24 protein-coding genes are annotated in these 17,083 nt (G+C 66.4%); 3 read left to right on the top strand and 21 right to left on the bottom strand.

What is annotated here, in order from left to right:
* Positions 1-27: 27 nt before the first annotated feature.
* Together ACED67_RS11330 and ACED67_RS11335 are read right to left on the bottom strand one after the other, a co-directional pair.
* Positions 28-789: a F0F1 ATP synthase subunit A gene (locus ACED67_RS11330; RefSeq protein WP_395541877.1), complete on the bottom strand. Its 762-nt coding sequence runs from the start codon at positions 787-789 to the stop codon at positions 28-30.
* A 27-nt stretch (positions 790-816) separates the two neighbouring features.
* On the bottom strand, positions 817-1,149 hold the full coding sequence (locus ACED67_RS11335) for an AtpZ/AtpI family protein (protein ID WP_395541725.1): 333 nt from the start codon (positions 1,147-1,149) through the stop codon (positions 817-819).
* Between the two features lie 214 nt (positions 1,150-1,363).
* Here ACED67_RS11335 and ACED67_RS11340 point away from each other — a divergent pair, with 214 nt between their 5' ends.
* Positions 1,364-1,744: an ArsR/SmtB family transcription factor gene (locus tag ACED67_RS11340; RefSeq protein WP_395541726.1), complete on the top strand. Its 381-nt coding sequence runs from the start codon at positions 1,364-1,366 to the stop codon at positions 1,742-1,744.
* 76 nt (positions 1,745-1,820) lie between these two features.
* On the opposite strand, the gene ACED67_RS11345 is transcribed toward ACED67_RS11340, so the two are convergent.
* Positions 1,821-3,341 carry a malonate--CoA ligase gene (locus ACED67_RS11345; RefSeq protein ID WP_395541727.1) on the bottom strand — a complete coding sequence of 507 codons (1,521 nt, stop codon included), beginning with the start codon at positions 3,339-3,341 and terminating at the stop codon, positions 1,821-1,823.
* A gap of 179 nt (positions 3,342-3,520) precedes the next feature.
* Between ACED67_RS11345 and ACED67_RS11350 the strand changes: the two genes are divergently transcribed.
* Positions 3,521-3,688: a hypothetical protein gene (locus ACED67_RS11350; protein WP_395541729.1), complete on the top strand. Its 168-nt coding sequence runs from the start codon at positions 3,521-3,523 to the stop codon at positions 3,686-3,688.
* Here ACED67_RS11350 and ACED67_RS11355 read toward each other — a convergent pair.
* From ACED67_RS11355 to ACED67_RS11430, 16 genes are all read right to left on the bottom strand, one after another.
* Positions 3,657-4,466: a division plane positioning ATPase MipZ gene (locus ACED67_RS11355; protein WP_395541730.1), complete on the bottom strand. Its 810-nt coding sequence runs from the start codon at positions 4,464-4,466 to the stop codon at positions 3,657-3,659. The genes ACED67_RS11350 and ACED67_RS11355 overlap by 32 nt on opposite strands.
* Before the next feature lie 320 nt (positions 4,467-4,786).
* Entirely contained in the window at positions 4,787-5,008 is a 222-nt protein-coding gene (gene rpmE / locus ACED67_RS11360; RefSeq protein WP_395541731.1) for a 50S ribosomal protein L31, read from the bottom strand.
* A 14-nt stretch (positions 5,009-5,022) separates the two neighbouring features.
* A complete protein-coding gene (gene rplS, locus ACED67_RS11365; RefSeq protein WP_395541732.1) occupies positions 5,023-5,397 on the bottom strand; it encodes a 50S ribosomal protein L19 in 375 nt (124 codons plus the stop codon).
* Positions 5,398-5,721: 324 nt separating this feature from the next.
* On the bottom strand, positions 5,722-6,237 hold the full coding sequence (locus ACED67_RS11370) for a GNAT family N-acetyltransferase (RefSeq protein WP_395541733.1): 516 nt from the start codon (positions 6,235-6,237) through the stop codon (positions 5,722-5,724).
* Complete coding sequence (trmD, locus tag ACED67_RS11375; protein ID WP_395541734.1) at positions 6,234-7,130, bottom strand: tRNA (guanosine(37)-N1)-methyltransferase TrmD; 897 nt, start codon at positions 7,128-7,130, stop codon at positions 6,234-6,236. The genes ACED67_RS11370 and trmD overlap by 4 nt, the downstream gene beginning before the upstream one ends.
* A gap of 40 nt (positions 7,131-7,170) precedes the next feature.
* The gene (locus ACED67_RS11380; protein WP_395541735.1) at positions 7,171-8,118 is read right to left on the bottom strand and encodes a hypothetical protein; all 948 of its coding nucleotides are present in this window, start codon (positions 8,116-8,118) and stop codon (positions 7,171-7,173) included.
* Between the two features lie 55 nt (positions 8,119-8,173).
* Positions 8,174-8,692: a ribosome maturation factor RimM gene (rimM, locus tag ACED67_RS11385; protein WP_395541736.1), complete on the bottom strand. Its 519-nt coding sequence runs from the start codon at positions 8,690-8,692 to the stop codon at positions 8,174-8,176.
* A 176-nt stretch (positions 8,693-8,868) separates the two neighbouring features.
* Positions 8,869-9,222: a 30S ribosomal protein S16 gene (gene rpsP, locus ACED67_RS11390; RefSeq protein ID WP_395541737.1), complete on the bottom strand. Its 354-nt coding sequence runs from the start codon at positions 9,220-9,222 to the stop codon at positions 8,869-8,871.
* Positions 9,223-9,269: 47 nt separating this feature from the next.
* Positions 9,270-9,563: a chorismate mutase gene (locus ACED67_RS11395; RefSeq protein WP_395541738.1), complete on the bottom strand. Its 294-nt coding sequence runs from the start codon at positions 9,561-9,563 to the stop codon at positions 9,270-9,272.
* Positions 9,563-10,189, bottom strand: a complete 627-nt coding sequence (locus ACED67_RS11400; RefSeq protein ID WP_395541740.1) for a GNAT family N-acetyltransferase — start codon at positions 10,187-10,189, stop codon at positions 9,563-9,565. Before ACED67_RS11400 ends, ACED67_RS11395 begins: the two co-directional genes overlap by 1 nt.
* Entirely contained in the window at positions 10,186-10,734 is a 549-nt protein-coding gene (locus ACED67_RS11405; protein ID WP_395541741.1) for a GNAT family N-acetyltransferase, read from the bottom strand. The genes ACED67_RS11400 and ACED67_RS11405 overlap by 4 nt, the downstream gene beginning before the upstream one ends.
* Positions 10,731-11,273, bottom strand: coding sequence for a GNAT family N-acetyltransferase (locus ACED67_RS11410; protein ID WP_395541742.1), 543 nt, complete (start codon positions 11,271-11,273; stop codon positions 10,731-10,733). Before ACED67_RS11410 ends, ACED67_RS11405 begins: the two co-directional genes overlap by 4 nt.
* Positions 11,270-12,787 (bottom strand): signal recognition particle protein, encoded by a 1,518-nt coding sequence (gene ffh, locus ACED67_RS11415; protein WP_395541743.1) that lies wholly within the window; start codon positions 12,785-12,787, stop codon positions 11,270-11,272. The genes ACED67_RS11410 and ffh overlap by 4 nt, the downstream gene beginning before the upstream one ends.
* 214 nt (positions 12,788-13,001) lie before the next feature.
* A complete protein-coding gene (locus ACED67_RS11420) occupies positions 13,002-13,505 on the bottom strand; it encodes a hypothetical protein (protein WP_395541744.1) in 504 nt (167 codons plus the stop codon).
* Positions 13,502-13,999, bottom strand: a complete 498-nt coding sequence (locus tag ACED67_RS11425) for a hypothetical protein (RefSeq protein WP_395541745.1) — start codon at positions 13,997-13,999, stop codon at positions 13,502-13,504. The genes ACED67_RS11420 and ACED67_RS11425 overlap by 4 nt, the downstream gene beginning before the upstream one ends.
* Positions 14,000-14,013: 14 nt before the next feature.
* Positions 14,014-14,544, bottom strand: a complete 531-nt coding sequence (locus tag ACED67_RS11430; protein ID WP_395541746.1) for a hypothetical protein — start codon at positions 14,542-14,544, stop codon at positions 14,014-14,016.
* A gap of 123 nt (positions 14,545-14,667) precedes the next feature.
* Here ACED67_RS11430 and ACED67_RS11435 point away from each other — a divergent pair, with 123 nt between their 5' ends.
* Positions 14,668-15,561, top strand: a complete 894-nt coding sequence (locus tag ACED67_RS11435) for a LysR family transcriptional regulator (RefSeq protein ID WP_395541747.1) — start codon at positions 14,668-14,670, stop codon at positions 15,559-15,561.
* Positions 15,562-15,585: 24 nt separating this feature from the next.
* Here the strand turns inward: ACED67_RS11435 and ACED67_RS11440 are convergent, their stop codons facing one another.
* Both ACED67_RS11440 and ACED67_RS11445 read right to left on the bottom strand, forming a co-directional pair.
* Positions 15,586-15,789, bottom strand: coding sequence for a YgaP family membrane protein (locus ACED67_RS11440; protein WP_395541748.1), 204 nt, complete (start codon positions 15,787-15,789; stop codon positions 15,586-15,588).
* An 8-nt stretch (positions 15,790-15,797) separates the two neighbouring features.
* A complete protein-coding gene (locus tag ACED67_RS11445; protein WP_395541749.1) occupies positions 15,798-17,081 on the bottom strand; it encodes an NAD(P)/FAD-dependent oxidoreductase in 1,284 nt (427 codons plus the stop codon).
* Positions 17,082-17,083: the final 2 nt, after the last annotated feature.

A 17,083-nucleotide genomic window follows, 5' to 3' on the forward strand; every position in this document is an offset into this window, starting at 1 on the left:
GATATGGCTGAGGTTGAGGTTCGGACCTTAGTGGTGGGCTTCGCCCACCGCGTCACGCAGGTAGACGCAGGTCAGAATGGTGAAGACATAGGCCTGGACCGAGGCGACAAGCAGCTCCAGCCCATAGATGCCAACGATGGCCGCGATCGGCACGACAGAGGCGATGCCCATGGCGCCGGCGAAGCCTGCGAAAACCTTGATCACGGCATGGCCGGCCATCAGGTTGCCGCCAAGACGGATGGAATGCGACAGCGGGCGCACGAAGTAGGAGATCAGCTCGATCGCGGCAAGGATCGGGCGCAGCAGCAGCGGCGCCGAAGAGACCCAGAACATCGACAGAAAGCCGATGCCCTTGCGGTAGAAACCCACGAGCGTCACCGTCAGGAACACCGCCAGCGCCAGAACCGCAGTCACGGCAACATGGCTGGTGGTGGTGAAGCTCATCGGGATCAGGCCAAGGATATTGGCGAAGAAGATGAAGACGAACAGGGTCATCACATAGGGGAAGAACTTGGCACCTTCATGCCCGGTCACTTCCTCGACCATGTTGTGGATGAAGCCGTAGAACAGCTCGGCCACCGATTGCAGCCGCGACGGGATGATGCCGCGATGACGGGTTGCCAGCACGAAAAGGCCGAAGACGACCAGGATCGCAATGCCCATCCAAAGGGTCACGTTGGTGACGGTGTACCATTCCACCGGGCCAGTGCCGAACAGCGGCTTGACGATGAACTGGTCCATCGGATGGATGGCCAGACCGCTTGCCGCATGTTCCGCGCCTTCGACCACTTGCTCTTCGGTGCCCGTCGCCAAGGTTCAGCCCCCTTCACTCGTTCCGTCGCCCTGCGGCGCGGGTTTTTCCGCCATCTGCCGCGCGGTGCCCAGCATGGTGCGCACCCCCGCGGCGAACCCCACCAGCGAGAAGATCACCAGCAGAAGGGGCAGCGTGCCAAAGAGCACGTCCAGCCCGTAACCGATGGCCGTTCCCAGCACGATGCCGGTGGCCAGCTCGATCACCATCCGCCAGGCGACCTCGCCCTGCGAGAAGACCTTCGCCGTCGCGCTCCGTTCCGGCTTCGGCTTCCCCCTCAGCTTCGCGAGCCGGTTTTCCAGCGCGCGCAGCCGTTCAGGATCTGGTTCCGAAGCCATCTGGCCCCCTTCAGCGTTCCGGCGCATCTCTAGGGGTCACAGGCCTGTGAGTCAACCGGCGTTCTACACGGCGCCATTCGACATAAGCCATTGATCGGGCTGCACTTCGCACAAGCGCGACAAGTTGCGCACCGCGCAGGGTGCGCCTTTTCGGGCCGGCACCATATTCAACCCTTCGGTTGACAATTCCGCAGCGCTCTCGGATAGCTGCGCCATGGCCCCGCCCCTGCCCGACCGACTGACCCAAGTCTTTGCCGCCCTCGCCGATCCGACGCGGCGCTCGATCCTGTCGATGCTGCTGGAGGATGACATGGCGGTGACCGATGTGGCCGAGCCTTTTGCAATGAGCCTTGCCGCGATCTCGAAACACCTGGCGGTGCTGGCCGAGGCCGGGCTGATCAGCCGCGAAAAGCGCGGCCGCGTGATCTGGTGCAAGCTTGAACCCGATGCCCTGCGCGGCGCCAGCGTCTGGATGCAGGGCTTCGGCCAGTTCGATCCGGTCGACCTCGATGCCTTTGAGCGCTTTCTCGATCAGGAACTGTCCGGCGAAGGCCTGGACGATGACGCGGCCGAAACCTCAGGTCGGGAAATCTAGCGAACCGACGAAGCGCTTCTTTCCCTCCTCAAATATCGCGGGATCGCGGGCGGAATGCCGGGCGACCCACCGGCGATCAGCCCGGGGGTTTGGCGAACCAGTCGCCATAGGTCTTGCGCAGCTCGGCTTTCTGCACCTTGCCCATGGTGTTGCGCGGCAGCGCGTCCAGCACCACCGCCGCCTTGGGCTGCTTGAAGCGGGCGAGCCGATCCTTCAGCCCGGCCAGCACGGCTGCGGCTTCCAGCGTCACGCCCTTTTGCGGCACCAGAACCGCAAAGACCGCCTCGCCGAAATCGGGATGCGGCAGGCCGATCACCGCGCTTTCCAGCACGCCGGGCTGCGCGTCAAGCTCGGCCTCGACCTCGACCGGATAGACGTTGAAGCCACCCGAGATCACCAGATCCTTGGCGCGGCCGACGATCTGGACATAGCCTTCCGCGTCCCGCCGCCCGATATCGCCGGTGATGAACCAGCCATCGGGGCGCAGTTCTTCGGCGGTCTTTTCCGGCATCTGCCAATAGCCCTGAAAAACATTCGGCCCGCGCACTTCGATCACGCCCGCCTCTCCCGGGGGGACTTCGCGGCCCTCGCCATCAAGGATGCGCAATTCCACCCCCGGCAAGGGAAAGCCCACCGTGCCGGCACGGCGCTCACCCTGATACGGGTTCGAGGTGTTCATGTTGGTCTCGGTCATGCCATAGCGTTCAAGAATGCGGTGGCCGGTGCGGGCCTCGAAGGCGCGATGCGTCTCGGCCAGAAGCGGCGCGGAGCCCGAGATGAAGAGGCGCATGTCGCGGGTCAGCGCGCTGTCGAAACGCGGATCGTCGAGAAGGCGGGTGTAGAAGGTCGGCACCCCCATCATGGTGGTGGCCTGCGGCAGCAGCGCCAGCACCGCCTCAAGATCGAAGCCGGGCAGGAGGATCATCCTCCCGCCGGTCAGAAGCACCGTGTTCGAGGCGACGAAGAGGCCATGGGTGTGGAAGATCGGCAGGGCATGAAGAAGAACGTCGTCTTCGGTGAAGCGCCAGAGATCGGCCAAGGTTTCGGCATTGGACAGAAGGTTGCTATGGCTCAGCATGGCGCCCTTGGATCGTCCCGTGGTGCCAGACGTGTACAGGATGGCGGCAAGGTCGCCGGGCGCGCGGGGTGTGGGCGACAGCGTCCGGCTCTGTCCCTCCATCAGATGTGCGAAAGTGCCCTTCCCGGCCCCGTCAAGGGTCAGAAGCCGCGCGTCATGGGCGCCGGCGATGGGAGCCATCTCTGCCTCACGCGCGGGATCGCAGAGGAAGACGCGCGGGGTGGCATTGCCCAGGAAATAGTCCAGCTCGGCGGGCGTATAGGCGGTGTTCAGCGGCAGGAAGACCGCGCCGATGGCGATGCTTGCGCCATAGATTGCCAGGGCCTCTGGCGATTTGGCCAGTTGCACGGCGACGCGGTCGCCCGGCTGTACCCCGGCGTCGCGCAGCGCGTTTCCGGCCTGTGCGACCAGTGCAAGGAAATCGGCTCCGCCGATCTCGCGCCCACCCGGCAGGATCAGGAACGGCCCAGCACGGCCCGCCAAAGGCGCGAAAAGCGCGTCATAAAGCGTGTTGGTCATGGCCTTCCCCCTTGGCGCCCGAAGCTTGCCTCCGTCCTGCCATGCGAGTGACGCCATCTCAAGGCCGGGAAACAGTCTGTCGCACTTGACCCAGACATGGCCTCGGTTTCTGCCGCGGCTTGCCACAGTCCTGCCGCCGTTGATCGAGATAGTTCAAATACAGAATACGGAGGCCAACCATGGCAAAAGCAATGGAATTTCTGCGCAAAATGCGCCTCGTACCTGCGGCAAAGGCGCTGCCCGAAACCGCTTTCGATCAGCGCATGAATCGGCTGGATGCGATCCGCCGCGTCTCGGTCGCTCGGGCGGTCCTGTTCAGAACGCAACCTGCACGCCAGGAAGCCTGAGCGCGGCGATCAGGTCGCGCAATTCCTGCCGCGCGGCCACGTTCGAAAGATTGAGCTGTTCGACCCCGGTATCTTTGAGGTCGAGCAGCGTAAGGCCCCGCGGGAACAGCTCGCGGAAGATGACGCGCTCCGAGAAGCCGGGCGCCACGCGAAACCCGATCCGGCGCGACAGATCTTCCAGCGCCGAGCCGACCTTCTTCTTGTTGTGCATCTGCTGCGCGCCCAGGCGATTGCGCAGCACGATCCAGTCGATCGGCTTAAGCCCCGCCTGCGCCCGCAACTGACGCGCGCCCCAGACCATTTCGGAATAGATCGACGGCCCCTTGACCTTGCCCGTGTCGGGGTCGATCCGCGCCAGAAGGTCGAAATCGACGAAACTGTCGTTCAGCGGCGTGATCAGCGTGTCGGCCAGGGAATGGGCAACCTGGCTCAGCCTTGTATGGCTGCCGGGGCAATCGATGACGATGAAATCCTTCACCTGGTCCAGCGCCGAGACGGCCATGGTCAGGCGCTGGTCAAAGGCATTCTCGCCAGGGGCAAGGGTTGCCGCATCCGCTTCGGGCAGATCGCGGTAATCGGGGGTGGGCAGGTCGAGCCCGGCCTTGGCCAGCCAGGCGCGGCGGTTTTCGACATAGCGGCCAAAGCTGCGCTGGCGCAGGTCAAGGTCCAGCGCGCCGACCCGGTGGCCCATGCGCGCAAGGGCGGTGGCCACATGCATGCAGGTGGTGGACTTGCCCGAGCCGCCCTTCTCGTTGCCGACGACGATGATATGCGCCATGCGCTGCGGCCCCCCGGTTGCTGCCTGTTTGTTATTGGCAACCCCGCGCCGAAAGGTGAAGCCCCTTTCGGCAGGTTCGTGCCCGGATGCGGCACAGATGCGGCATCTCGGCCCGGCGCAAGATCATCCTGGCAACCAGGATCAGGGACCGGGCCTGCACCCCAGGCCAATGGGGCAGGCAACTGACACACGCCCCCGCGCGCCAGAGCGCTGCCCCGGGCGCAAACGCCCCAAGGCCCAAGTCGCGCCCCGCCCGACCAAAGAAAAAGGGCGCACCCTGCGGCACGCCCTTTCGCTGTCCCTCGTGGGTCTTTCGGGGTTCAGAACCCGAGGCCCGCGTATTTGTTCTTGAACTTCGACACGCGACCGCCGGTGTCCATCAGCTTGGCCGACTGGCCGGTCCAGGCCGGATGCGCCAGCGGGTCGATATCCAGCGACATGGTGTCGCCTTCCTTGCCCCAGGTCGACTTGGTCTTGTAGGTCGAGCCGTCGGTCATCTTCACTTCGATGAAGTGATAGTCGGGGTGAATGCCCTCTTTCATCTCTCCGGCTCCTCTTATTCGGATTTGGCTTTGTAGGTGCTGTCTTCCGCGATCCGGGCCGATTTGCCGCGGCGGGTGCGCAGATAATACAGCTTGGCGCGACGGACCTTGCCGCGACGCACGACTTCGATGGTCTCGATATTGGTCGAGTAAAGCGGGAACACACGCTCGACGCCTTCGCCGAACGAGATCTTGCGCACGGTGAAGGAGGCGGCGATGGTCGCGCCGCCCTTGCGGCCAATGCAGACGCCTTCATAGGCCTGCACGCGCGAGCGGTTGCCTTCCTTGACCTTGTAGCCAACGCGGATGGTGTCCCCGGCCTTGAAATCCGGGATGCTCTTGCCAAGCGAGGCGATCTGCTCGGCTTCGATCTGGGCGATGAGGTTCATGCGCCAGTCTCTCCATTGCTGCCTGCGGTGTGTTCCGCAGAGGTGATGCCGCGACAGAGCTTCTGGTCTTCGTCCGGGTCCCTTGCCGCTGCCGACAAAGCCCGCCAGAGATGGCGCCTGCTTTTCATCTTGGCCGCCCCCCTGCGATGGTCCCCGCGGAAGAAGGCGGGCAGGCATGGGGAATCGGGTCCGATAGCCTGAAGGCGACGGACTGGCGGCGTATAGGAGCGGATGGCGGGCAGGTCAAGGGGGATGGGACGGGCGTTTTGGTCGCTGGTGACGCCCCCGGCGCGCCTCGACTTGCCCCTGTGACGCGGGGCTATGTCAGTCTTGGGGAAAAGTCCAGGTGACGAGGCGGTTTTCCGACCGCCAGAGCGGGCCCTTGTCGATGAAGCCTTGGGCCTCGATGCCACCCGAACGTGCATAGAAGGCACGGGCGGCGTGGTTCTGCTCGACGACGGCAAGGGCAGCGCCGGGGTGGCCGGCGGCACGCAGGGCGTCCAGCGCCGCGTCCAGCAGGCGGCGGCCCTGGCCTTGGCCGCGATAGGCGGCCAGAAGGTAGAGATGGCGGATTTCGGGCAGAGGGGCGAAGACTGGATCACTGGCCGCGCCGAAGCAGACAAGACCGGCCGCGGTGTCGCCGTGCAGGGCGATCCTGGTCGTTAGGTCTTGCCGCGCCAGCATGGCAGTCCAGCTGGCAAGGCGGTGGGCTTCGGTAAGGGCGACGATTGCCTGCGGTGGCGCCAGGTCGGCATAGGTTTCGGTCCAGACCTGATGATGCAGCCGAGCCAGCGCGGCGGCATCCTGCGCGATGGCCGGGCGCAGGGTGAGGCCGGTCATGATTGAGCATCGGCGTCGGGTTTTGGCCGGGGCCTGCCTTTGGCCTTGGGCGCCGGCTGGCGGGCCTGATGCTTGGCCCACAGATCGGGGCGGCGGGCTTCGGTCAGCGCTTCGGATTGCGCGCGGCGCCATTTGGCGATTTCGCCATGGTTGCCGCCGGTCAATACCTCGGGAATCTCGCGGCCCTCCCAAACGGCGGGGCGGGTGTATTGCGGATGTTCCAGAAGCCCGTCCGAGAAGCTTTCCTCCTCGGTCGAGGCGGCATTGCCAAGGACGCCGGGCAAAAGCCGTACCACGGCGTCAAGCAGGGCCTGGGCCGCGATCTCGCCGCCTGTCAGGACGAAATCGCCAAGCGAGATTTCCTCGATCTGCCGGGCGTCCAGTACGCGCTCGTCCACGCCCTCGAAGCGGCCGCACAGAAGGGTGACGCCCTCGGCGGCGGCAAGGCGCCGCGCGGTGGCTTGATCAAAAGGCTTGCCGCGCGGCGACAGGTAGATCACGGGCCAGCGCTGGCGGTCATCGGGCGCGCCTTCCATGGCCGCGGCCAGCGCGCGATCCACCACGTCGGCGCGCAGGACCATGCCCGCCCCGCCGCCCGAAGGCGTGTCATCGACGGTGCGGTGCCTGCCCTCGCCAAAGTCGCGCAGGGCCGTGGTCGTCAGCCGCCACAGGCCAAGGTCCAGCGCCTTGCCGGTCAGCGACAGGCCCAGCGTGCCGGGAAAGGCTTCGGGAAACAGCGTTACCACCCGCGCCTCATAGGCGCCGCGCAGCAGGCGCGGTTCCCCCATCAGGTCGCGCGGCTGGAGACTGGCGCGCATCGACAGGCGGCCATGGCTGAGCCGCGGCGCGGGGATCGGATCGTCTTGAGGCGGGTCATCGGGCGGCGTCGTCATGGCCTGCCCATAGCCGCAAATCGCGCGGCGGGAAAGCCGGTCAGGCGCGTTGCAGCCCCGCTGCGGTTCCGGCACGACGCGATGCGCGGTCCACAGGGGCGGCGCTGCTGTGCCGCAGGTGCCCGGCAAGCCGGTTCAGGGCAACGGCAAGATCCGGCAGTCGGACGCGCCGGGCGATATCCTCGATCACCGCCGCGTCGGGGAACTGGTCGGCACGTTCCGGCACGGCGCTGGCCAGGGCCTGCGCCCGCGGCAGGAGAAGGCTCAGAAGCCCGGCATCCTGTCCCGCGGCAGCAAAGGCCGCGCGCAGCGCACCGGACGCGGTGCCGGCGGCAAAGGGCTCGGGCTCGGTCGCCCAAAGGATCAGCGCGCGACGCAGGGACAGATGGCGCGCGGGCGGCAGCACGGCCAGCGTCTCGACCAGGGCCGAAAGACGGGTGAATGTATCCGCATCTTCAAGCGCATCGGCGAGAAGCCCCTGCACTTCGAGCACGGGAGCATCGTCGGGAAGATCAAAAAGTTCGCCCAGCGCGGCCTCGGTGTTCAGGGCCGGAAGACGGGTCGGCGGATGGGCGGCGGGATAAAGCATCTCGTCGATCGAGAGGCCTTCGGCCAGCGCACGGTCCGGGTCCCAGCAGGCGCGGGCAAAGGCGAGCGCGGTGAAGGACAGAGCCACCGGCAGGATCGGATGCAGCATGGGCAAGGCGCCGGTCGCGCCGCCGATGCCGCGACCGATGCCAAAGCACAGCGCGACCAGCAGGGTCTGGGACAGGATCTGGCTCAGCGCCGCCAGCCAGGCGTCGCGGGTCATCCATTCGGCGGCACTTTGCGGCCATTGCTGCGGGCGGGTGATGACGAGCCAGAGGGTGAAGATCGACACGAAGGGCGGCAGCATCGCCCAGCCAAAGCCCGACAGCCCGGCCAGGAGCGGACCGAGATACAGGGCCGCCGTCGCCACCTGAAGAAGTCTCGCCCCGAAGCGCGCCATGACCATCCCTCACTCCGCTGCCGGAACAGGATCGGCGCTCGATCTGGGGGAGGGGTTATTCCAGGCCCTCGGGCAGATCGACGACGACGCAACCACCGGCAATATCCACGGTGGGCACGCTCGCAAGGGTAAAGGGCAGAAGTAGGGCCGATTTGCGGCCCGGCGCGGCGATTTCAAGGATGTCGCCGGCGCCATGATTGTGCACGGCGGCGATGCGACCGATCTCGGCGCCGCCGGTGTCGCGCACGGAAAGGCCGATCAGGTCGGTGTGGTAGAATTCGTCATCGGGCAGGCGCGGCAGCCGGGCGCGGTCGGCGTAAAGCTCGGTCCCGCGCAGGGCATCGGCCTGTTCCTTGGTGGTGACGCCCGAAAGCCGGGCGCCCAGGCCGCCCGCGACGGGGCGGGTGAGCCGCAGGGTGAAGCTGCGGCTGCCATCCTTGGTGGTCAGAGGGCCATAGGCGGCGATATCCGTGGCCTCGGCGCAGAAGCTTTTCAGCCGCACCTCGCCCGCGACGCCAAAGGCGCCGGCGATGGCGCCGACGCAAACCTTTGACTCGTCAACCTTTTCGCTCATGCCGCCTCTCCACTGCAAAAGCCGCGCGCATCCCAGGACCCGCCGGCATCAAGGCAGGCATCCGGCTGCCCCGCGCGCCCAAGCGCGAGACCTGCCCAGAAGGCGGCCCCGCACAAGGCAAGCGTGATGGTGCGGCGGATCAGGCCAAGGCCGGGGATCATGCGCGGGCCGTCCGATTACTCGGCGGCCGGCTCTTCGGTCTTGGCGGCCTTCTTGGCGGCGCGCTCGGCCATGGCCTTGCCGGGGACGGCCGACTTGGGATTGTTGCGCTCAGTCTTCGGGCGGGCGCCGGCAGCTTCCAGGAAACGTGCAACGCGATCAGTGGGTTGTGCGCCTTGCGACAGCCAGTGCTGGACGCGTTCCATGTTCATCACGACGCGCTTTTCGTCGTCTTTCGCCAGCAACGGGTTGTAGGTCCCGAGCTTCTCGATGAAGCGGCCGTCGCGCGGCATGCGGCTGTCGGACGCGACGATCGCATAGAACGGGCGCTTCTTGGAACCGCCGCGGGCGAGACGGATTTTCATAGCCATGGTGTTTCTCCTTTGGATGGCTTTGGGAGGACGGGAATACCCCCGCCCTATTTCTGGTAACTCTCGTGATGCCTGATGACTTCCGAGATGATGAAGTTCAGGAATTTCTTGGCAAATTCGGGGTCGAGATCGGCCTCGACCGCAAGCCTTTGCAGCCGGTCGATCTGGCGCGCCTCGCGCCCCGGATCCGAAGGCGGCAGGGCGTGTTCGGCCTTCAGCACGCCCACCGCCTGGGTGTGCTTGAAGCGTTCGGCCAGCGTGTAGACGAGGATCGCATCCAGCCGGTCGATCGACTGGCGGTGTTCTTTCAGCAGCGCCGCGGCTTTGGTTTCGGCGTCCATCAGCCCCCCCTTTTCGACGTCTTGCCAACGTCTTCCGATTGTCTTCCGAACGTCTTCCGCTGCGCGCGCCGGTCGGGCAGTTCGTGCAACCAGACCTGAGAGCCGTCGAACATGCCCGACAGCCGCGCCCCAAGGCGCTGCGCCAACCGGGCGGAGGCCGCATTCTCGGGCGCGACATAGCTGACAAGCCGGGTCATCCCCAAGGCGCCGAAGGCATGGTCCCGCAGGGCGGCGGCGGCCTCGGTCGCGTAACCCTGGCCGCGCGCAATGGCGCGGAACAGATAGCCAAGCTCCGGTTCCTGATCGCCCGGCTCGAAGCCGATCAGCACGAAGCCGAGCACTTCGCCGCCCTGCCGGGTCGTGACGGTGAAAGGGCCATGGCCGCGCAGCAGCCAGATCCCTGTCGCGGCGGCATAATCGGTGAAGGCCTCATCGCGGGTGAAGGGGCCGCCGAGATAGGCGCTTTCGGGGCCGCAGAAGATTTCAGCCCAAGCGTCGAAATCCGCCAGGTCCGGCGCGCGCAGCCGCAGACGCAGGGTCTCGATCACCGGCAGCTGCGCCGAAAGCGCGGTGGCGAAGGCGGCGGCGGCGCCGGGGATCGGGCGTTCATGCGGGGCGCCGGTCATTGCGCCCCCCTGGCAAGGCTGTTCGGGCCGGGATGGCGCCAAATCCGCGCCGTCTCGCCGCCGTCGAAGCGGTGGAAGCCCGCTTCCGGGGTGCAGCCCATGCGGCGGGCCAGCGCCTGCGAGCGGGGGTTGTCCTCGGAGATCAGGCTGATCGCCGTGGTCCAGCCCAGAGTCTCATAAGCCCAGGCCCGCGCCGCCTGGGCGCCTTCGAAGGCAAGTCCGGTGCCTTCCGCCGCCGGGTCCCACAGCGTCCAGCCGATTTCCGGCTCGGGCCAGGTTTCGGGGAACCAGGGGCCGGACATGCCCAGCGGACGGTCACTGGCGCGATCGGCCAGTATGAACATGGAATAGCCGCGCAGCACCCAATGGCCGGTCAGATGGCCAAAGGCCCGCCAAGCAACATGGGTGGAATAGGGACCGCCGACGCCCGCCGCCCGCTCGGACGCAAGAAAATCGCGCACAGCGGGAAAATCAGCGGCGCGCGGGCCGCGCAGGCGCAGGCGCGCGGTCTCGATCACCGGGATGCCTTCGATCCGCACGGTCATGCGCTGGCCCGTCGCAGATCATGGCGGATGACCACATCCGTCGGGTCGATGCCCGGCAGGGTCGGGTCGATCACGCCGCCCAGGCGCAGGCCCAGGGCAATGGAACGGGCATTTTCAGGCTCGATGATCGAAGTGATATGCGGCCAGTCGAAGCTTGCCCGCACCCAGGCCAACACCGCCTGGGCGGCGGCAAAGGCCACGCCCTTGCCCTCGGCCTCGGGCGTGACGAACCAGCCCAGTTCCGGGCCGGGATAGGTTTCGCCGTGATAGATGCCAACCTCGCCGAGATGCCGTCCGGTCGCGGCATCCTCGACGCCGAAGGGGCCATAGCCCTTGAGCGTCCAGAGTGCGACATCGGCGGCCCAATGCGACCAGGCCTCGGCGCGGCTTTTCCGGCCGCCTTCAAAAGCGGAGCGGGGACTGGCATAGAACCCGACCCAGGCGTCGAAATCCGACAGGCGCGGCGCACGCAGGATCAGCCCGCCGCTGCGCAGCACCGGGATGGCATCGCTGATCTGGCGGGCGACGGGCAGCATCATTTCTTCTTCATCAGCCCCGACAGGCCGCTGGGCAGGCCGGGCAGACCACCGCCCATGCCCGGCAGGCCCATGCCGCGCGGCAGGCCAGAGGCGCCGCCCATGCCCTCGCCGATGCCCTTGGCCAGTTCGGCCATCTGGTCGGGCGACATCTTGGAGGGATCGGGCATGCCGCCCTTGCCCATGAACTGCCGGGCGAGCTGCTTCATCATGCCGCCCTTGCCCATCTTCTTCATCATGTCCGCCATCTGCTTGTGCTGTTTCAGCAGGCGGTTGAGATCGGCCACATCAAGGCCCGCCCCGGCGGCGATGCGCTTTTTCCGGCTGGCGGCGAGAAGATCGGGATTGGCGCGTTCCTTCTTGGTCATCGACTGGATCAGCGCGATCTGGCGCTTGAGCATCTTGTCGTTCAGGCCCGCTTCCTCGGCCTTCTTGGCCATGCCCGACATGCCGGGCATCATGCCCATGAGGCCCTGCATCCCGCCCATCTTGAGCATCTGCTCAAGCTGCATGCGCAGGTCGTTCATGTTGAAGAGGCCTTTCTGGAAGCGCTTGGCCATGCGCTCGGCCTGTTCGGCCTCGAAGGTTTCCTGCGCCTTCTCGACCAGGGCGACGATATCGCCCATGCCCAGGATGCGGCCCGCGACGCGTTCGGCGTCGAAGGTTTCGATCGCGTCCATCTTTTCGCCCAGGCCGACGAAGCGGATCGGCTTGCCGGTGACGGCGCGCATCGACAGCGCGGCGCCGCCGCGGCCATCGCCATCCATCCGGGTCAGGACGACGCCGGAAATGCCGACCTTGCCGTCGAATTCGGTGGCGACGTTGACCGCGTCCTGACCGGTCAGCCCGTCGACGACCAGCAGGGTTTCGCGCGGCTGGGCGATGTCGCGGACGGATTGCACCTCGTCCATCAGCACCTGGTCGATATGCAGGCGGCCGGCCGTGTCGAGGAAGAGGACGTCATAGCCGCCCAGGCTGGCCTGGGTCTTGGCGCGTTTCGCGATCTGGACCGCGCTCTCGCCCTTGACGATGGGCAGGCTGTCAACACCGATCTGGGTGCCCAGGATGGCCAATTGCTCCATCGCCGCCGGGCGGTTGGTGTCGAGCGAGGCGAGGAGGACCTTCTTGTTCTGGCGGTCCTTGAGGCGCTTGGCGAGTTTCGCGGTGGTGGTGGTCTTGCCCGAGCCCTGAAGGCCGACCATCAGGATGGTGGCGGGCGGGTTGTCGATCTTCAAGGCATCGGCGGGGCCTTCGCCCGCCAGCACGCGGATCAGCTCGTCATGGACGATCTTGACGACCATCTGGCCGGGGGTGATCGATTTGGTGACAGCCGAGCCGGTGGCCTTTTCGGTGACGCGGCGGATGAAATCGCGGGCGACAGGAAGGCTGACATCCGCTTCGAGCAGGGCGGTGCGGACCTCGCGCAGCGCGGTGACGACATCGGCCTCGCTCAGCGCGCCCTGCTTGGTCAGGCGGTCGAAGACGCCGCCCAGGCGTTCTGACAGGCTTTCGAACATCTTCTCACCTCATCCAAGCGTTTTGCCCCATATGGGGCAGCGAAGCCTTGTCGCAATGCCGGGCGGCACCCGTGGGCGCAGACGCGCTGACGGATGGCGATCCCGGGCCAATGCCCAAGGGACCGGAAGCATGGGGCCTCCGGGGAATTGCCGGGCGGATACGCCGGGCGGGGGCCGGAGTCAAGCCTGCAGGGGTTTGGGGGCCTGCAAGGGGTCAGCGCGCCGCGTCGAGCCAGGCGTTGACGCGACGGGCCAGTGCGCCCGCTGCCGCTGCGCTGCCGGGACGGGCGAAGACAAGCGTGCTGTCATCGGTCAGGCGCAGGGCGGCGCAGTGCGAGAAGATGACCGTGCGGCGGCTGGGAAAGGGGCGGTCGTCATCCAGCGTTGACGAGCGATCCTGGCTTTTGCGGACAAGCACATCGGCACGGGAGACAAGGCCCAGCGCGCGGTATTCGCGCCGGCCTTTCAGGAGGCTGCGGGTCTCGAGCGTGACCTGCAATTCGGGCCGGTCGAGAGTGAGGCGCGTCCAGCCGATCTCGAAAAGGCCGATATAGGTCAGGAACGCCCCGGCCATGACGGCCAAACCTGCCGCCGCGCCGCCCAGGAAAGTGGCGGCGAGAAGGAAGCAAGCCAGCGCCCCGAAGCCCACGAACCAGCCTGTGGGCCAGGGGCTTTGTTCAAGAACCAAACGGTCGGGCGTTTCCTCGATCACCTTCATGCCTTACCTCTTTTGCGGCCCTGCGGCGCAAGCCAGGCGCGGATCACCTTGACCGCCGCATCGTCGGCCGGATCAACCGTATAGGCCCGGCGCAGGGGCAGGACGCGGCCCTCGGCAGTGACCAGAACGGGCCGGGCAAGGGGTTTGCCGGATTTGCTGCGGTCGCCATCGGGGTCGTTCTCCATCCGCGCGCTGCGGATCGAATCAAGCGGATGGCGGGTGCCGCGACGGCCCAGAAGGCCACGGCTGGTGATCAGGACATCGCCAGTGGCGCGGTCGAAAATCGCCTCTTCCCAGCGGACGAAAACGGCGAATGCCAAGGCCATGAGCGCGGCAACAAGGGTAGCCCGGCCCGCCTCTTCGGTCGCGCCCTGCGCCAGCTTGGCAAAGGCGATCAGCGCAAGGACAAGGCAGGGGCCGCCGATCAGCAGAAGCAGCAGGCCCGGACGGGCGCGCAGGACCAGGCGGGTGGAGGTCTTCTCGATCACCTGCATCGCCGCCCCCTGCCCTAACCCGCCTGGACCATCAGATCAGACCCGATCCAGCGGTTGATCGCGGCGGCGGCGGTTCCGGCGGCTTTCTCGCTGCCGTAAATCTGGGTCAGGGGCAGGTGATGACCGTTCTGATGCACCAGAACGGCGCGATAGGCGCGCGGCTCGGGCGGCGCTTTGCGGTGGCGGCGGTCCTTCATCTCGCCCGGTTTGCGCCTGATCACCTTGGCCTCGACCGAGGCGCCGCGAAACTGGCGCAGGACATGGGCCTGGCGCTTGCGGCCGAAAAGGCTGCGCTCGACCACCTCGATCACATTGCCGGGCCGGTCGAAGGTGATCAGGATCGGGCGCACGAAGCTGCCGAAGCAGCCGATCAGCAGGATCAGCGAGAGGACGGACAGGACGATCCCGCCCGACATTATGCCATTCCTGAAATAGCCCCAGGCCATCAGCGCGGGCAGCGCGACCACGGCGGCAAGCGCAAGTCCAAGGCCGAGATGCAGATCGCGCAGCACCAGGCGGTCCGGCCTGTCCAGAAGCACTTTCATTGCCGCCCCCACAGCTTCTTGCGGCCAAAGACTGCGCCTTGCGGTGATTCCCGGCAATCCCGCCCTTGCATCCGCCGCGCGAGCGGGCATGTTCTGTGCGACCCCGCACAGGAGACCTGCGATATGGAGAACTGGGACGAGATCCGCACCGCCTATCAAGTGGCGCGGCTGGGCACCGTGTCTGGCGCGGCGGACGTGCTGGGGGTGCACCATGCGACCGTGATCCGTCATATCGATGCGCTGGAGAAGCGGCTGGGAACGCGGCTCTTTCAGCGCCATGCGCGGGGCTATACGCCGACGGAATCGGGGCGCGACCTGCTGACGGTGGCACAGACCACGGATGAGCAATTCGTGCAGCTGGGCAACCGGATCAAGGGCCAGGGCGAGACGGTGGGGGGCGAGCTGGTCATCACCTCGATTTCCGGCCTCTCGTCGCTTCTGGTGCCGGTGCTGGCGAGTTTCCAGGCGCGCTACCCGGACGTCGTCGTGCGGTTCCTGACCGACATGCGGGTCTTCCGGCTGGATTACGGCGAGGCGCATGTGGCGATCCGGGCGGGCAGCGCCCCGGAAGAGCCGGACAATGTGGTGCAGCCGCTGGTGCGGATTAGGACCGGGCTTTACGCCTCGCAGGGCTATGCCGATGCGCATGGCCTGCCGCAGACCGAGGCGGAGCTGCCGCAGCACCGCTATATCCTGCCCGACAATGAGGCGAGCCGGGCCCCCTTTTACCGCTGGCTGCGCGAGCGGGTGGGCAATGACCGCTGCACCTTCCGCACCACCGAGCCGCAGGCCCTGGAGCAGGCCCTGCGCGAAGGGGTGGGGCTGGGCTTCCTGTCGGCGCATCGTGCCGCCGAGGCGGGCGGGCTGATCGAGGTGATGGCGCCGCGGACGGAATGGGAGTCTCCGCTGTGGATCGTCACCCATGTCGATCTGCACCGCACGCGCAAGGTTCAGGCCTTTGTCAGCCATCTGAAGGAGGTGGCAAAGGGCTGGAACCTGTGCGGCGGGGTGGAGTGAGGGCGGCGGTGGGCCGCCTCCGCTCTAGCTGAAGGCGCAACCGGTCTTGAAGCCCAGCTTCTTGAAGACGGTCGCCGCCGGGCAGAAGCCGGTGAAGGCGGATTGGATCAGGTTCACGCCGATGAAGACGGTGAACCAGATGAAAAGCGGCGAGACGAAGGCCGTCAGCAGGACGCTGAGCAGCACCATCGCCCCGGCAAAGGCCATCACGGCACGGTCGAGAGACATCTGAACGCCTATCCTTTCGAGGTTTGCTTGAGTTTGTCGATGCCCAGCACCTTGAGCGCGAGGCCTTCGTAGAACGGCTCTGAGCTGCCTTTGCGCAACTTGCGGAGAAAATACTTCTCGAACCCCGCCTTGGCGAGATGCACCCATTTGCCGCTGGACGACCAATTAACATTGCGTGGCGGGATCTGCGGCTGCGCGACAAAGGCGATGCCCCCATCGCCGAAATCGGCTAGGCAGACGGCATTCCAGGTGCCAACCTGGTCCGGCGCCTTGCCGCGGACGAGATTGCCGATGTTATGCGCCGTGGCGGTGACCATGGATTCGATCATGAAGCCGGTCTTTGGCACCCCGCAGGGCACGGGCGTCGGCCCCATGGGCGGGATGGCGACGCAGACGCCGACGGCAAAGATGTTGCGGTAGGCCGGGTTCTGCTGGTGCTTGTCGACGATGGTGAAACCGCGCGGGTTGCTGAGCCCCTCGATCCCCGAGACCGGCGCGATGCCACGGAAGGCGGGCAGCATCATCGAGAAGGCGAAGGGAAGGTCACGTGCGGCCTTGACCTGGCCATCCTCGGCCAATTCCTCGACCGACATCATGCCGTCCTCGACCCGCTTGATCCGGGTGTTCGTCATCCATTTGATGTGCTTCTCGCGCATCTGGGATTCCAGAAGACCCTTGGTATCGCCCACCCCGTCCAGCCCGAGATGGCCGATATAGGGTTCGGGGGTGACGAAGGTCATCGGCACCCGGTCGCGCACCTTGGCGCGGCGCAGGGCGGTTTCCAGGATGAAGAGAAATTCATAGGCCGGGCCAAAGCAGCTTGCGCCCTGCGCGGCGCCGATCACCACCGGGCCGGGATTGGCGACCAGTTTCTCGAAGACCGCGCGCGCCGCCTCGGCATGGTCGATATGGCAGATCGACTGGGTGTGCCCCTGAGGGCCAAGGCCGGGAATTTCGTCGAAGGCTAGGTCGGGGCCGGTGGCGATGACAAGATAATCGTAGCTGACAGAGCGGCCATCGACCAGCGAGATGCGGTTTTCGGCGGGATGCAGACGCTCGGCCGCGACGGGCAGGAAGTCGATGCCCTTCTTCGCCATGGTCGGCGCCAGATCGACGGTGATGTCCTCGCGCCCGCGCCAGCCGACGGCGATCCAGGGGTTGGAGGGGACAAAGTGATATTTCGGGTCTTTGGTGACGACCGTCACCCGGTCTTCGGGCCTGAGCTGGTCTTTCAGCTCATAGGCCATGATGGCGCCGCCAAGTCCGGCGCCCAATACGACGACATGTGCCATTT

The sequence above is a fragment of the Neotabrizicola paludis genome (assembly GCF_044142105.1).
In the GTDB taxonomy this organism is placed as follows: domain Bacteria; phylum Pseudomonadota; class Alphaproteobacteria; order Rhodobacterales; family Rhodobacteraceae; genus Pseudogemmobacter.

Bases quoted from the DNA above. Each gene is read 5' to 3' on its own strand.
- ACED67_RS11335 (WP_395541725.1), bottom strand. From the start codon at position 1,149: ATGGCTTCGGAACCAGATCCTGAACGGCTGCGCGCGCTGGAAAACCGG.
- ACED67_RS11340 (WP_395541726.1), top strand. From the start codon at position 1,364: ATGGCCCCGCCCCTGCCCGACCGACTGACCCAAGTCTTTGCCGCCCTC.
- ACED67_RS11345 (WP_395541727.1), bottom strand. From the start codon at position 3,341: ATGACCAACACGCTTTATGACGCGCTTTTCGCGCCTTTGGCGGGCCGT.
- ACED67_RS11350 (WP_395541729.1), top strand. From the start codon at position 3,521: ATGGCAAAAGCAATGGAATTTCTGCGCAAAATGCGCCTCGTACCTGCG.
- ACED67_RS11355 (WP_395541730.1), bottom strand. From the start codon at position 4,466: ATGGCGCATATCATCGTCGTCGGCAACGAGAAGGGCGGCTCGGGCAAG.
- rpmE (WP_395541731.1), bottom strand. From the start codon at position 5,008: ATGAAAGAGGGCATTCACCCCGACTATCACTTCATCGAAGTGAAGATG.
- rplS (WP_395541732.1), bottom strand. From the start codon at position 5,397: ATGAACCTCATCGCCCAGATCGAAGCCGAGCAGATCGCCTCGCTTGGC.
- ACED67_RS11370 (WP_395541733.1), bottom strand. From the start codon at position 6,237: ATGACCGGCCTCACCCTGCGCCCGGCCATCGCGCAGGATGCCGCCGCG.
- trmD (WP_395541734.1), bottom strand. From the start codon at position 7,130: ATGACGACGCCGCCCGATGACCCGCCTCAAGACGATCCGATCCCCGCG.
- ACED67_RS11380 (WP_395541735.1), bottom strand. From the start codon at position 8,118: ATGGCGCGCTTCGGGGCGAGACTTCTTCAGGTGGCGACGGCGGCCCTG.
- rimM (WP_395541736.1), bottom strand. From the start codon at position 8,692: ATGAGCGAAAAGGTTGACGAGTCAAAGGTTTGCGTCGGCGCCATCGCC.
- rpsP (WP_395541737.1), bottom strand. From the start codon at position 9,222: ATGGCTATGAAAATCCGTCTCGCCCGCGGCGGTTCCAAGAAGCGCCCG.
- ACED67_RS11395 (WP_395541738.1), bottom strand. From the start codon at position 9,563: ATGGACGCCGAAACCAAAGCCGCGGCGCTGCTGAAAGAACACCGCCAG.
- ACED67_RS11400 (WP_395541740.1), bottom strand. From the start codon at position 10,189: ATGACCGGCGCCCCGCATGAACGCCCGATCCCCGGCGCCGCCGCCGCC.
- ACED67_RS11405 (WP_395541741.1), bottom strand. From the start codon at position 10,734: ATGACCGTGCGGATCGAAGGCATCCCGGTGATCGAGACCGCGCGCCTG.
- ACED67_RS11410 (WP_395541742.1), bottom strand. From the start codon at position 11,273: ATGATGCTGCCCGTCGCCCGCCAGATCAGCGATGCCATCCCGGTGCTG.
- ffh (WP_395541743.1), bottom strand. From the start codon at position 12,787: ATGTTCGAAAGCCTGTCAGAACGCCTGGGCGGCGTCTTCGACCGCCTG.
- ACED67_RS11420 (WP_395541744.1), bottom strand. From the start codon at position 13,505: ATGAAGGTGATCGAGGAAACGCCCGACCGTTTGGTTCTTGAACAAAGC.
- ACED67_RS11425 (WP_395541745.1), bottom strand. From the start codon at position 13,999: ATGCAGGTGATCGAGAAGACCTCCACCCGCCTGGTCCTGCGCGCCCGT.
- ACED67_RS11430 (WP_395541746.1), bottom strand. From the start codon at position 14,544: ATGAAAGTGCTTCTGGACAGGCCGGACCGCCTGGTGCTGCGCGATCTG.
- ACED67_RS11435 (WP_395541747.1), top strand. From the start codon at position 14,668: ATGGAGAACTGGGACGAGATCCGCACCGCCTATCAAGTGGCGCGGCTG.
- ACED67_RS11440 (WP_395541748.1), bottom strand. From the start codon at position 15,789: ATGTCTCTCGACCGTGCCGTGATGGCCTTTGCCGGGGCGATGGTGCTG.
- ACED67_RS11445 (WP_395541749.1), bottom strand. From the start codon at position 17,081: ATGGCACATGTCGTCGTATTGGGCGCCGGACTTGGCGGCGCCATCATG.